Raw genomic sequence first — 12,139 nt, 5'->3', positions numbered from 1 at the left:
GCTTGGCGGAGTCCCTTCACGTGCGGGCTCCACCGCCGAGGTACCAGGTACACGACTCCGATCTTCACTCGCGAGCGGTCACTCCTGTTGACAAGGAACTCGATCGGCTCGACGGATTGCCCTGGCGCTATAACCGGCGGCAGGTCAGGGAAGGTCCAATCACGGCCCCAAACTCGCCAACGAGCTTCGTAGAGGGACTGAGGGCCAGTGACTCGGACGGTAACTCGAACCTTCTGCTGGCTGTGGTCGTCGAGGGATCTTGACTGGTCGATTCGCAGGCGAGCGACCTCAGGCAGTCGAGCCTGTTGGGAAGCGAGAAAGTCCACGACAGCGGTGCCCACCGCTGCTACCCCGAGTAGTGACGCGATTCCCTGAACGCCGGCCCACCCCGGCCATGACCAGAAGTCCGTCACAGGCGGGACAGGAGTTCGGCCTTCTTGGCGGCGAACTCTTCATCGGTGAGTACACCAGCATCGCGAAGGGAGGCAAGCTGTTGTAGCGCGCCAGCGATGTCCTCGCGCGGAGCGGCAGCAGCATCCGCCGCCGCAGGAGTCGGCGCGGGAGCGCCGAGCATGAGGCCGTTTAGAACGTCACGAATCTGCTTCGCCTCCGCGTGCGAGACGCGGAAGTCGATGGAGTTGCCCGAGGTGACTACGGACACGATGGTGTTCAGGAAGCCGTCGCGTTTCGTCAAGACGGAGGTGATGTTCTTGACCGGAATCATCTCCGAACCCGCCTTCCCGTTGCGCACGCCGGTCACCGCGAGGCTCAGACCGCCGGTGAGTGCCGCTGCAGTCATCTTGCCGCCGGACACGCCTCGCTTCTTCTCCCACTCGATGCGGTCGCGGAAGATCGTCACCTGTGCGTTCTTGCCCGCGGTGTGCGAAACGAAACTGTAGAGAGCGTCACTTTCCATGAGGCGAGGTTAGGTCACCCGTTGCCGGAACTGCGCCCCTCCATCGGGGGTGATCCTGCTTGCGAGGCGGACTTCACGGCATCGCGCCACAGCCATGCGCACTCCGTCGCCTGGCCGAAGCCCCACTCTGCGAGGACGGCTTTCTCTGTGTACGCAATCACCTGCGCCTCGACCTCGAGAATGCGATCAGGGAACTGCACCCACGCAAGGACCGGATCGGGCGGTGTGACGTCATAGTCCGGCCCGCCGCGCGCAGCTTCCGGCAGCGAGTACGCGGGCCCGAGTGCCCATCGGTCGCGGCGTCGCCTCGCCATCAGTGCGCCCGCGGACGCAACGTGCGACGGAAGACGTGATCTCGGTCGACCAGGACTTGCTGCCGCCGCCCCTGCCACGCAGTTTCCACAAGTACCGCCACCTCAGATGCGGCGATCGCGAAGCATGGCAGGTGCAGCGTCTCAGGGATCGTTTCAAAGGCAATGTCCGCGTAGACGGGCTGCGGCGGATCGATCGACGCCAGGAGTCCGGCGAGCTCGCGGCTGAAGCTCACTGGTCGATGCAACGTGACGTCAGGATGCTCCGGGGGAGCCCACTTGTGCTCGGGCATGCCCCGAAGGCTGACATGCGCCGCCGACACCTGACTCGCGGGGCCGAGTGCTACACCGGATCGATACCAGTCCACTTGTAGAAGAGCACGGTGGCGATCACGCCCAAGAGCGTGCCTCCCGCCGTGGTCAGGATGCCTGCGCGGACGTTGGTCAGTGCTGATCGAAAGTCCTCTCGGGACACCTCTCTGAATCGGTGTCCCTTCAGCCTGTTGACCGACATAGCAGCGAGTCTTCTCGAAGCGTAGAGCCCTATGGTCAGCCCGCCCAGCGCGAGGATCAGCCCGAAGGTGAAAGCTGCGGCATTGCCCCTCTGATGAGCGCTCGCAACAATCCACAGCGGTACTAGTGCTGCGCCAGCGAGCGCTGGTAGGACAGCGGCGAGTCGGGTCCAGTTCAAACGGCGACGACCCTCCGTCCGGAGGTACTGTTCGAGCGTGTCTCGCAGCTGAGGACGGTTGCTAAAGATCTGCGGAGCAGCGTTCTCCCTGATGAAGGATACCGAGCCCATCGCTCCCAAAACCCTTAGACGCGAACGCTCTGAGCGGCTCAAACCCTGAACCTCGTCGAGGTCGACCGTCTTAGGGGCAGTGGTAGAAGCGCCGGGAAGCGCCTTGGGCACCACGATGATCTCGATCGGATGCCGTCGCGAGGGCAGCTGATTGAGTGGCGAGGCGGCACGTGACAGGTCCAAGGCCTCCTCAGCGCGGAGCTCTTCGTCCTGAGCCTCGAGATCCTGCCTCATAAGTGACACGACACCCGCTACAACGTCGATGTCGTACGAACGAGCCCCGATTTGAACATACTCGATGTCGTCGATCCGGTCAGGTCCAAGGAAGAAGTCCCACACTCGACAGAATCTAACGTGTCATCGCTGCCTCGCGCAGCCGGTGTCGGACCGCCACGGGAAAGTACTGTCATGACAACCAACATGGAGAAGGCTGACGCCTACATCCGGAAGCAGCTCAGCAGCGGTAGCGCGAAGTACATGCCCGACGCGATCGCCAGCTACAACGAACATGTCAACGGCGCGCAAGCGATGCTCGACGCTTCGTTCAACGCCGACTTCAGCTCGGCAGTGTTCAAAGTGGCGTTCGTCGGCGGGTACGTAGCAGCCCGGCTTGATGCAGAGTCGGCGGCTGTACCGGACTGAGCGCTCCTTAGGCTGAGCTCATGGAAGTCGGAGAGCTGTGGGCTTACAGGACCAGCCGAGATTCCGGCGTCTTCCACGAGGCAGCCGTGCTTGCGATCGGCGACAAACGACCGGTGCGGGTGCGGATCGAGCTCCTACACGACCAGTGGCAGGGCGAGCGCCGTTGGGTAGCGCCATCTCGGCTCGAGGTGCGCTGGGAGGACCGGCATGACTACGTCCAGCTTGATCGGAGAACCCGCGAGGTAGCTGCCTGGGACCCACCGCGCCTCGACCGCCGCACCGCCGAGCACGTCTTCATCACACTCGTTCCGCTCGAGATTGCTGAGTTCAACGCCGACAGCGCCGGCACCACAACGGTTCACGACGTTCCCGCGCTAGCTCAATTGACCGGGCTGGCCCAAGACGACATCCGTACCGCCCCTGCTTTCATGCAGGATCAGGAGCTCTTGGTGCCCTGGCCGACGACCGAGAGCATTGGTCGCGCTGTGGCTGCCCGCTACCCGCACAAGCTGCTGACTGAGATCGAGCAGGAGGAACGCGAGGCCAACGTGCGTCTGCTTCGAGGCGTGATGCTCGTGGACGAAAACGGCGATGAGCATGACTTGTCACCCGAGGACGCGAGAGCGCGGTTTGAGCAGCGCCAGAAGCCGTACCTCGACAAGTTGCGAGATTGGATCGGCGTCGAACGCGCCGACGACCTGCTCGAGCGACGTGATCTGCTCATCCGGCTCGGAAGCGTCGCAGCGATCGCAACGGAAGCCCTCGACGCACTCGAACCGTCGCAGAAGCGCATCGTCTCGAAGCTCAGGACACAACTCGATGAAGCTATGACCGGCGTGACGGCCCTGCCGCCGAGTGGATCAGGGGGACAGCCCCCTCCCCCCACCCCTGAGGCAGTCCCAGAGGTATAGGGCCGGTATCTCCCTGGGTAAAAAAACGGCTCCTTGAGGCTCGCGTGTCGAAGACATGCCTGAGCTCTGCGACGTTCGTCCTGCCCCCGACTTCCAGGCCTACGGTGCCAAGATGGACGAAGATGCGTTGGACATCCACGCACTGGCGAAGTGGCTCAAGATCTCCGAGTGGAAGGCTTACGACCTTGCTGCTGATCCGCTGTTCCCCTCGTTCAGGGCGGGAACCGTCACCGCTTCTGGCCTTCTGAGGTACGGGCGCACCTGTCTCAGCCAGGGGACTCGTGGAAGCAGTCCACGCGGTCCCTGGCTCGCAAGCGTGTCGGTCGGACGCAAGCTGCCGGTCACAGGCGTCCTTGGCCAACGCAGCTTCCGGCACCTCCCAAGTGAGACCGATGCCCACACTTTGCCCACAACTGACTGGAAACGAAGCCAATCCTCGTGAACCAAAGTGACTCAAAAAGCCTGTAACTGAGGCATCTCGGCCAACCAGTGTTCGAGGCCGAGTCATCCGGGCAGGGTTCGAATCCCACACCCTCCGCAGGGGCGCGATCGTGATCGAGGTCGTCGGGTACCGGGCTGCCTGGCCACGCCGCTTCGCCGAGCTCCGCGCCGCCTACACCGTCGCACTCGTCGCAGCGGACGTGCCGCACCGCATCGAGCACGTCGGCAGCACGGCTGTGCCGGGTCTCGCGGCGAAGCCCGTGATCGACGTCGATGTGGTGGTCGCATCGGAGCACGTGCCCGCAGCCGTCCGGGCGCTCGCAACGATCGGGTTCGAGTCACTGGGAGAGCTCGGCCTCCCCGGCCGCCACGCGTTCCGCGCTCCGGAACGCTTCGCCCCGAGCAACACCTACGTGGTCACCGAGGGCTCGCTCGCGCTCCGCAACCACCTCGTCGTGCGGGACGTCCTGCGGTCTGACGACGCCCTGCGTGACGAGTACGCGGCGGTGAAGCGCCGCGCGGCGAGGACTGCGCCGGACATCGACGCCTACGTGGCCTACAAGAGCGACGTCCTCGACCGGGTCCTCCGGGCAGGCGGGCTCACGGAGGTCGAGCGCGCGGCGATCGCCGAGAGCACCCGCGGGATCACCGCCCGCGGTGCGCGCGGCTGAACCGGGTCAGGGCCGGGGCAGCGAGCGGGCGCATCGTCGCGCGCGCCCGACCGTCTGGGACCCGCCGTCAGGGGGTGTACGGCGCCTGCGGCCACGGCGCGACGAGCTGTCCCGCGGTCAGCTGCAGCGACAGCGCCACCCCGACACCGGAGCCGATGACGAGCCCGAGGAGGACGAACGCCACGACCGAGCGACGCCCGCGCCGGGCGAGCCGCGCGGTGACCAGCAGCAGGACCACTCCCACCACGTGCCCCGCGAGGAGCCCGGCCAGGCCCATCGGGACGCCGGGGTTCGTGCCCGTCCGGTCCGGGGTCGCGCCGCGCGTGGCTTCCTCGGAGGCCAGGTACAGCCAGAGCCAGGACCCGCCACCGCCGACGACGCCGAGCGCGACCGTCACCCAGTACAGCGCCGCCCAGCCCGCTGACGTCCACCCCGTCCGCCGCTCCGCGACCGCCCCCGTCGTCACCATGCGGACAGGGTAGCGACGGGGGCTGCACGGCCGGGGCTCAGGCGGCGAGCGCCGGGTACAGCGCGGACAGCGGTGCGCTCAGCCCGGCACGGACGTCGCGGCTGACCTGGTCGGCCAGGACCTCGTGCTCGCCGGCCTCGACCGCGTCCCAGATCGCCGCGACGATGTCGGCCGGGTCGGCCTTCTCGACGTCGAGGCCGGCGGTCATCCCGGTGTCGGTGTAGCCGAGGTGCGCGCCGACGACCTGCGTGCCCTGGGGTGCGAGTTCGAGGCGGAGGGAGTTGGTCAGCGACCAGAACGCCGCCTTCGACGCCGAGTACCCGTTGCCGAGTGCGATCCAGCTCAGCACGGAGTGGACGTCGACCAGTGCGCCGCCCGCCAGTGTCGGCGCGAACGCCTTGGCCACCCGGAGTGCACCGAAGACGTTGGTGGCGAAGACCCGCTCGACCTCCTCGACGGTGGTCTCGAGCAGGGGGGTCGCCCCGTCGATCCCGGCGTTGTTCACGACGACGGTGGTGTCCGCTGCCGCCCGGGCCGCGGCGTCGACGCTCGCCTGGTCGGTGACGTCGAGGACGAGCGGCACGATCCGCTCGTCGTCCCAGGTGCGCGGGGAGCGGGCGGTCGCGTAGACCTTCGTGGCGCCCCGGTCGAGGGCCTGGCGGACGAACTCGGTGCCGAGTCCGCCGTTCGCTCCGGTGACGAGGACGATCGCGTCGGTGAGGTCGGTCATGGTGTGCTCCAGTCGCTGCAGTGGTCGTACCGAGTTGGGTACGGAAACCGAACCTAGCATGTTGTGTCCGGATTCCGAACCCAGGTAGGGTGGGGCCATGCTCGGCATCCTCGGCGGCGACGAGCGCTGCCCAATCGCCCGCTCGCTCGACGTCCTCGGAGAGAAGTGGACGCTCATGATCGTGCGCGACGCCCTCGCCGGGTCGACGCGCTTCAGCCAGTTCCGCGAGAGCCTCGGCGTCCCGCGCGAGGTCCTGACGGCGCGCCTCGCCTCACTCGTCGAGGGCGGCGTGTTCGCGCGCACGTCCTACAAGCCGGACGGCGGGCGCGTGCGCGACGAGTACGTCCTGACGGACGCCGGGCGGGACCTCTCGCTGGTCCTCCTCGCGCTCGGCGGGTGGGCGGACCGCCACCGCCCCTCCGAGCTGACGTCGGACCTGCGGTTCGTCGACCGCGAGACCGGGGGAGCGGTCGAGGCGGCGGCGCTGCGTCAGGGCACCGACGAGCGCGTGCCGCTGGAGCGGCTCACCGCGGTGACGGAGCGCGCAGCCGTCGCGTGACCGGCGGCCGACCGTCGGTCCCGCCGCGGACGCGCACCGCGCCTCCCGGCCTGCAGCGCCACCCGGCGCGCACCGTGCCTCCCGGCTCGCAGCGCCACCCGGCGCTTCATCCGCACACCGCGACCAACGGTGCGGTGTGCGGACGACGCGTTGACCCGGTCCGACGGCGCGACCCAGACTGGCCGGGATGACTTCCCTCGAATCGCTCGTGTACATGTCCGTCGCCGTGGACGACCTGACCGACGACCAGCTGGTCGCCATGCTGCGCGAGGCGCGGCTCCGCAACGAGGCGCTCGGCGTCTCCGGTCTGCTCCTGGCCAAGGGCGGCCGCTTCATGCAGGTCCTCGAAGGCCCGTCCTGGAGCGTCGAGGACCGCTTCGCCGCCATCGAGCGCGACCCTCGCCACCGTGAGGTGAAGTCGCTCTCCCGTGAGCCGATCGACGCCCGGCGCTTCGACGGGTGGGCGATGGCCTTCGGCAACCCGTCCGACGCCGAGGTGCGGGACGAGCCCGGCTTCAGCACCTTCCTGACCGAGCGCACCGGCCTGCCGGCCGACCTCGCGGGCACCCCCGCGGACTGGCTGCTCCGCTGGTTCCGTGGCCGCGACCTGCTCGACGTCCCGGAGGAGCGCATCAGCCTGGCCCGCCACGCCGCCTGACGTCCGTCCCACGGACTGGAGGCACGGGGCAGCGCCGCTCCGTGCCTCCGGTCCGACAGACTGTCACCGTGGAACGACGTGCGCTCATCCTCGTCGCCGCGGCCGAGGAGTTCGACCGCGTCGGCTTCGCCGCCGCGACCGTCGCGGCCATCGCCCGCGCCGCGGGTGTCTCGCAGGGCGCGCTCCACTTCCACTTCCCCACGAAGACCGCCATGGCGCTCGGCGTGATCGGCGAGCAGAACGCCCGGACGTTCGACGTCGTCAGCCACGTCGACAGCTCCCCGACGGCGGCGCTGATCGGCGCCTCGCGGAGCATCGCCGAACTGCTGCGGACCGACCCGATCGTACGGGCCGGCATCCGGCTCTCGCTCGAGCGGGGCGAGTTCGCCGCTGCCACCGTGAGCTTCTACGAGCAGTGGATCGCCGGCATCGTCGACGTGTTCCGGCTCGCGATCGCCAGCGGTGAGCTCCGCACCGACCTGTCCGCCGAACAGCTCGGATCGACCCTCGTGCCGTACTTCACCGGCGTGCAGCTGGTCTCCGACGTCCGGACCGGTCGGGCCGACCTGTACCCGGCCGTCGCCACGATGTGGCAGGTGCTGCTGACGGGCGTCGCCGACCCGCGACACCGAGCGCGGCTGCTCGGGGTGGCGGCGGAGGCCTTCGCACCGACAGACTGAGCGGCATGGGGGACGTACCAGCGCGCACCGGACCAACACCCACGACGTCCGTCGAGGGGCCGCACCGACAGGTCGACCAGCTCGCACCGCCGGAGCTGTGGGGCAGGCTGGTCGCGGCCGTGTTCGCGCTGCCCGACGTCGTCGAGGGACACAGCCAGGTGTCGCCCGCGAGCTCGCGCGCCGTGTTCCCCACGGACAGGACGACGGAGTCCAGCCCGGAGCGGTCGCTCGCACCGGGTCGGCGACTCGAGCCCGTGCACCTGCACGGCGTGGACGACACGAGCGTGCACCTCGTGCTGCCGCCCGAGCGCGGCCGGCAACTCCTGGCGCTGGGCTGGGCGGAGCCCCACGGCTACGCCGACTTCGGCACCGAACTCATGGTCTACGGACCGCGCGACGACGACGAACTCGCCGTCGTGCTCGGGATCGTCGAGGAGAGCCTGGCGTTCGCACGCGGGTGACGGGCACCGCGTCCCACGACGAGGCGGCCGGGATGGGCGTCCCCGGGGTCAGACGTCGCGGAGTTCGCGGTCGCGGAACCACTTCAGCAGCCAGGCCGCCGTGGTCCGGTCGAAGGACCGCGGGAAGTCGACGGCGTCGGAGAGGAAGGGGCTGAAGCCCTCCTCGGCGGCGACGTCGGAGTCGTCGAGGGCTCGGTACGCCATCGACCAGCCGTCGAACCGTCGTCGCTCGATGTCCTCGCGGATGAGCGACTTCACCTCGCCGTGACGCGGGTCCTTCGCGATGACACCGAAGCGGTCGTCGACGCTGAACGCCGGCCCCTCGAGCAGCTGCATGAACCGGCCGTCCTTCGCGAGCAGGATGCCGGAGACCCCGAGGGCCTCGTTCCGGAGGCGCGCTTCGCGGAGCAGCTCGGCGAGTGCGGCGTCGTCGAAGGGCGCGACCGCACGGCTCATGTAGACGATGGAGACGAGCACGGCTTCATCCTGGCGGGACCGGCGTGGCGGCGCGAATCATGTCCGCAATCCGCCTTGCCGTCCGGGAGGCGCGACGGCCGGCTCGGTGGCGACGACGCGGCCGCGGGTGGCCGGTGCCGCGAGCAGGGCCACCACGAGCAGGGCCGCGGGGACGAGCATCGCGGTCTGCAGACCGAGGTGCTCGCCGAGGAACCCCAGGGCGGGCGGGCCGGCCAGGAAGGCGACGTACCCCGCGGTGGCCACGACGGACACGCGGCGGTCGCCGTCGGTCGGGTGGTCGCCGGCGGCCGAGATGGCGAGCGGGAACCCGAGCGCGATCCCGAGGCCCCACACCCCGGCCGCCGCGGCGGTGAGCCACGGGCTCGGTGACACCACGACGAGCAGGACGCCGACGACGCCGACCGCGGCGCAGACCCGGATGACGGGAGCGCGACCGAACCGGGCGACGAGGGGCGTGCCGACCGACCGGCCGACGAACATCGCGAGGGCGAAGCCGGTGAACACGAGGGACCCGGTGACCTCGGGCGCGTCGTGGTCGGTCGTCATCAGGAGCGGCAGCCAGTCGCTCGCGGCGCCCTCGGCGAACGCCATCGCCAGGGTGATCACGGCGATGAGGAGCACCTGCACGCCGAGCACGGTACGGAGCCGCGGGACGACCGCCGTGCCGACCGGCCCGGCCGCCCCGGCCGCCCCGGCCGCACCGACCGGGTCGGGGGTCGGGGGCGGCGGGGTGCGGGGGAGGGGCCGGAGCGTGGTCGCCGCGAACGTCGCGAGGGCGGCCATCACGACCGTGGCCACGAGCAGGTGCACGAGCACCGGCGTCCGGACGGCGGTCAGGGCGATGCCCGCCGCGCCACCGACGACGGTGCCCAGGCTGAAGCACGCGTGCAGCACCGGCACGACCGGCCGTCCGAGCCGTCGTTCGACGGCCGCGGCCTCGACGTTGAGGCCGATCTCGGCGACGCCTGCGCCGAACCCGATGAGGAAGAGCCCGGCCCACACCCCGGCTGCGGCCTGCGCCGGCGTGGACAGCGCGACGAGGAGCATGCCGGTGACGGGCAGCGCGCCGCCGAGCACGATGAGCGGACGGGTGCCGAGCCGACCCACGAGCGCCCCGGCCCCGAGGATCCCGACCATCGAGCCGATCGACAGGCCGAGCAGGACGAACCCCATGACCTCGATGGACGCGCCGAGCTCGTCGCGGACCGCGGGTGTGCGGGTGATCCACGACGCGATCCCGAACCCGGTCATCGTCGACGTGGCGAAGAGTGCCGCGCGGTGGCGCCCGATCATGGGTCCATCTGAACGTCGCGACGGGGTCCCGTCAAGGGTGCGCCTAGGATCGGGCACATGGCGACCGTCCTCCTCGTCCGGCACGGACGCACCACCGCGAACGCGACCGGGCTGCTCGCCGGACGGACCGCGGGGGTCGCGCTCGACGCCGTCGGACGGCAGCAGGCGGCCCGCACCGGCGAGCGGATCGCGGCCGTCCCGCTCGCCGCCGTCGTCTCGAGCCCCCTCGAACGCTGCCGACAGACGTCCCGCGCACTGCTGGAACGACAGACGGGCACGCCGGAGACCCGCATCGAACGGGCCATCACGGAGTGCGACTACGGACAGTGGCAGGGCCGGAAGCTCGCCGACCTGGCGAAGGAACCGCTCTGGCGCACCGTGCAGGCGAACCCGAGCGCCGTCGTGTTCCCCGGCGGCGAGTCGATGCAGGGCATGCAGTCCCGTGCCGTCGCGGCGATCCGTCGGATCGACGCCGAGGTCGAGGCGGCGCACGGCCCCGCGGCCGTCTGGGTGGCGGTGAGCCACGGCGACGTGATCAAGTCCGTCCTCGCCGACGCCCTCGGCATGCACCTCGACCTGTTCCAGCGGATCGCCGTCGGACCGGCCTCGGTGTCCATCGTGCGCTACGGGGAGCACCGCCCCGAGGTGGTCGCGTCGAACACCGAGTCGGGCGACCTCGGGTGGCTGGCGGCCGCGGCCGCGCCGAGTCCGGACGCCGCGGTGGGCGGGGGAGCCGGGCACGACGACCCGTCCGGTACGGCGGACACCCCCCGACCCTGAACGAGTGTCGTCCGGCGCTCCTACAATGCGGGGTATGCCCACCATCGTGCACGGCTTCGACTGGCCGGACCGTCTCGTCGTCGGGACGGTCGGCCGCCCGGGCGAGCGCTCGTTCTACATCCAGGCCCGTGACGGCCGCCGCGTCACCAGCGTCGCCCTCGAGAAGGAGCAGTCCGCGGTCCTCGCGGACAAGATCGACGAGCTCCTCGACGAGGTCGCGACGGTGGAGGACAACCGCTTCAGCGTCCCGCCCACCGCGCCGACCGAGCTCCGCGACGGCGGACCACTCGACCAGCCGGTGGAGCCCGAGTTCCGCGCGGGTGCCCTGAGCCTCGGGTTCGACCCGGCGACGGCGCAGGTCGTCATCGAGGCGTACCCGATCGACGACGAGATCGAGATCGTGGCGGAGACCGGCGACGACGGCGAGGAGATCGAGGCCGTGGTCGAGATCCCCGAGCCCGCGGAGCTCTTCCAGGTGAAGATCCCCGTCGGCACCGCCCGCGCCTTCGTCGAGCGCACGCGCGAGATCGTGGCCGCGGGTCGTCCCCCCGGGGCCGCATGAGCGACGGATCGCTGTCCATCCGGGCGCGGATCCGAGAAGCCTCGAACGCGACGTTCCTCGCGGACCTCGACGGCGAGGCCGTCGTCTACAAGCCGATCGAGGGCGAGCGACCGCTGTGGGACTTCCCGGACGGCACCCTCGCCGACCGCGAGGTCGCCGCGTACCTGGTGTCCGAGGCCTTCGGGTGGAACGTGGTCCCGCCGACGTGGATGGGCGAGGGACCGTACGGCCGCGGGATGCTGCAGCGCTGGCAGGAGATCGACCCCGACCAGGACTCCGTGGACCTCGTGCCGACCGATGCCGCCGAGGCCGAGGACGCTCCGTGGCTCCCGGTGCTCGAGGCGATCGACGAGCACGACCGCCCGGTGACCCTCGTGCACGAGGACACGACCGCCCTGCGCCGGATGGCGGTGTTCGACGTCGTCGTCAACAACGCCGACCGCAAGGGCGGACACGTGCTGGCGATGCCGGACGGGCACCGGTTCGGCGTCGACCACGGCCTGGCCTTCCACGTCGAGCACAAGCTCCGCACGGTGCTGTGGGGCTGGATCGGCGAACCGCTCGACCCGGACGAGCTCGAGGGGATCGACCGGGTCTCCGAGGCGCTGCACGGTGACCTCGGTGCCGCCCTCGACGAGCACCTGACGGTCGCCGAGGTGGACACGCTGCGCGCGCGGTGCGCCGCCTTGCGCGCCGTCGGGGTGTTCCCGCCGCCGCCCGGTCACGGCCCCGCCGTCCCCTGGCCGCTCTTCTAGCCACCGCCCGGCCGGTCGTCA

At 70.1% G+C, this 12,139-nt stretch carries 17 protein-coding genes; 10 read left to right on the top strand and 7 right to left on the bottom strand.

From position 1 onward, the window contains the following. Window positions 1–409 precede the first annotated feature (409 nt). The 3 genes from AAEP86_RS17670 to AAEP86_RS17660 all read right to left on the bottom strand — a co-directional run bounded on the left by AAEP86_RS17670 (window position 410) and on the right by AAEP86_RS17660 (window position 2,368). The gene (locus AAEP86_RS17670; RefSeq protein WP_420368583.1) at window positions 410–916 is read right to left on the bottom strand and encodes an SHOCT domain-containing protein; all 507 of its coding nucleotides are present in this window, start codon (window positions 914–916) and stop codon (window positions 410–412) included. A 313-nt stretch (window positions 917–1,229) separates the two neighbouring features. Further along, window positions 1,230–1,520 carry a hypothetical protein gene (locus AAEP86_RS17665; protein ID WP_420368582.1) on the bottom strand — a complete coding sequence of 97 codons (291 nt, stop codon included), beginning with the start codon at window positions 1,518–1,520 and terminating at the stop codon, window positions 1,230–1,232. Window positions 1,521–1,570: 50 nt separating this feature from the next. Beyond that, window positions 1,571–2,368, bottom strand: a complete 798-nt coding sequence (locus AAEP86_RS17660) for a hypothetical protein (protein ID WP_420368581.1) — start codon at window positions 2,366–2,368, stop codon at window positions 1,571–1,573. 69 nt (window positions 2,369–2,437) lie between these two features. On the opposite strand from AAEP86_RS17660, the gene AAEP86_RS17655 reads away from it, so the two are divergent. The 3 genes from AAEP86_RS17655 to AAEP86_RS17645 all read left to right on the top strand — a co-directional run bounded on the left by AAEP86_RS17655 (window position 2,438) and on the right by AAEP86_RS17645 (window position 4,694). Next, complete coding sequence (locus AAEP86_RS17655; RefSeq protein ID WP_420368580.1) at window positions 2,438–2,671, top strand: hypothetical protein; 234 nt, start codon at window positions 2,438–2,440, stop codon at window positions 2,669–2,671. A 20-nt stretch (window positions 2,672–2,691) separates the two neighbouring features. Beyond that, entirely contained in the window at window positions 2,692–3,582 is an 891-nt protein-coding gene (locus tag AAEP86_RS17650) for a hypothetical protein (RefSeq protein WP_420368579.1), read from the top strand. A 551-nt stretch (window positions 3,583–4,133) separates the two neighbouring features. Continuing rightward, the gene (locus tag AAEP86_RS17645) at window positions 4,134–4,694 is read left to right on the top strand and encodes a GrpB family protein (protein ID WP_420368578.1); all 561 of its coding nucleotides are present in this window, start codon (window positions 4,134–4,136) and stop codon (window positions 4,692–4,694) included. A gap of 67 nt (window positions 4,695–4,761) precedes the next feature. On the opposite strand, the gene AAEP86_RS17640 is transcribed toward AAEP86_RS17645, so the two are convergent. Both AAEP86_RS17640 and AAEP86_RS17635 read right to left on the bottom strand, forming a co-directional pair. After that, window positions 4,762–5,163 carry a hypothetical protein gene (locus AAEP86_RS17640; protein ID WP_420368577.1) on the bottom strand — a complete coding sequence of 134 codons (402 nt, stop codon included), beginning with the start codon at window positions 5,161–5,163 and terminating at the stop codon, window positions 4,762–4,764. 37 nt (window positions 5,164–5,200) lie between these two features. After that, window positions 5,201–5,893 (bottom strand): SDR family oxidoreductase, encoded by a 693-nt coding sequence (locus AAEP86_RS17635; protein ID WP_420368576.1) that lies wholly within the window; start codon window positions 5,891–5,893, stop codon window positions 5,201–5,203. Window positions 5,894–5,990: 97 nt separating this feature from the next. Between AAEP86_RS17635 and AAEP86_RS17630 the strand changes: the two genes are divergently transcribed. The 4 genes from AAEP86_RS17630 to AAEP86_RS17615 all read left to right on the top strand — a co-directional run bounded on the left by AAEP86_RS17630 (window position 5,991) and on the right by AAEP86_RS17615 (window position 8,251). Continuing rightward, the gene (locus tag AAEP86_RS17630) at window positions 5,991–6,452 is read left to right on the top strand and encodes a winged helix-turn-helix transcriptional regulator (protein WP_420368575.1); all 462 of its coding nucleotides are present in this window, start codon (window positions 5,991–5,993) and stop codon (window positions 6,450–6,452) included. Between the two features lie 187 nt (window positions 6,453–6,639). Then, window positions 6,640–7,110: a BLUF domain-containing protein gene (locus AAEP86_RS17625; RefSeq protein ID WP_420368574.1), complete on the top strand. Its 471-nt coding sequence runs from the start codon at window positions 6,640–6,642 to the stop codon at window positions 7,108–7,110. Window positions 7,111–7,178: 68 nt separating this feature from the next. Further along, entirely contained in the window at window positions 7,179–7,790 is a 612-nt protein-coding gene (locus AAEP86_RS17620; protein WP_420368573.1) for a ScbR family autoregulator-binding transcription factor, read from the top strand. 5 nt (window positions 7,791–7,795) lie between these two features. Then, complete coding sequence (locus tag AAEP86_RS17615; RefSeq protein WP_420368572.1) at window positions 7,796–8,251, top strand: luciferase family protein; 456 nt, start codon at window positions 7,796–7,798, stop codon at window positions 8,249–8,251. Window positions 8,252–8,299: 48 nt separating this feature from the next. Here the strand turns inward: AAEP86_RS17615 and AAEP86_RS17610 are convergent, their stop codons facing one another. Both AAEP86_RS17610 and AAEP86_RS17605 read right to left on the bottom strand, forming a co-directional pair. Next, complete coding sequence (locus tag AAEP86_RS17610) at window positions 8,300–8,728, bottom strand: BLUF domain-containing protein (protein WP_420368571.1); 429 nt, start codon at window positions 8,726–8,728, stop codon at window positions 8,300–8,302. A gap of 36 nt (window positions 8,729–8,764) precedes the next feature. Then, window positions 8,765–10,078, bottom strand: a complete 1,314-nt coding sequence (locus tag AAEP86_RS17605) for an MFS transporter (RefSeq protein WP_420368570.1) — start codon at window positions 10,076–10,078, stop codon at window positions 8,765–8,767. Here AAEP86_RS17605 and AAEP86_RS17600 point away from each other — a divergent pair, their 5' ends adjacent. Genes AAEP86_RS17600 through AAEP86_RS17590 form a run of 3 tightly spaced genes read left to right on the top strand, consistent with a single transcriptional unit; the run spans window position 10,079 to window position 12,118 of the window. After that, entirely contained in the window at window positions 10,079–10,801 is a 723-nt protein-coding gene (locus AAEP86_RS17600; protein WP_420368569.1) for a histidine phosphatase family protein, read from the top strand. A gap of 34 nt (window positions 10,802–10,835) precedes the next feature. After that, window positions 10,836–11,363, top strand: coding sequence for a DUF3090 domain-containing protein (locus tag AAEP86_RS17595; RefSeq protein ID WP_420368568.1), 528 nt, complete (start codon window positions 10,836–10,838; stop codon window positions 11,361–11,363). Beyond that, complete coding sequence (locus AAEP86_RS17590; RefSeq protein WP_420368567.1) at window positions 11,360–12,118, top strand: SCO1664 family protein; 759 nt, start codon at window positions 11,360–11,362, stop codon at window positions 12,116–12,118. Before AAEP86_RS17595 ends, AAEP86_RS17590 begins: the two co-directional genes overlap by 4 nt. The last annotated feature ends 21 nt before the right edge of the window (window positions 12,119–12,139 follow it).

The sequence above is a fragment of the Curtobacterium sp. L1-20 genome (assembly GCF_048755855.1).
Classification (GTDB): Bacteria; Actinomycetota; Actinomycetes; order Actinomycetales; family Microbacteriaceae; genus Curtobacterium.
Note: the sequence above shows the minus strand (reverse complement) of the source record. Positions and strands in the feature narration are given on the sequence as shown.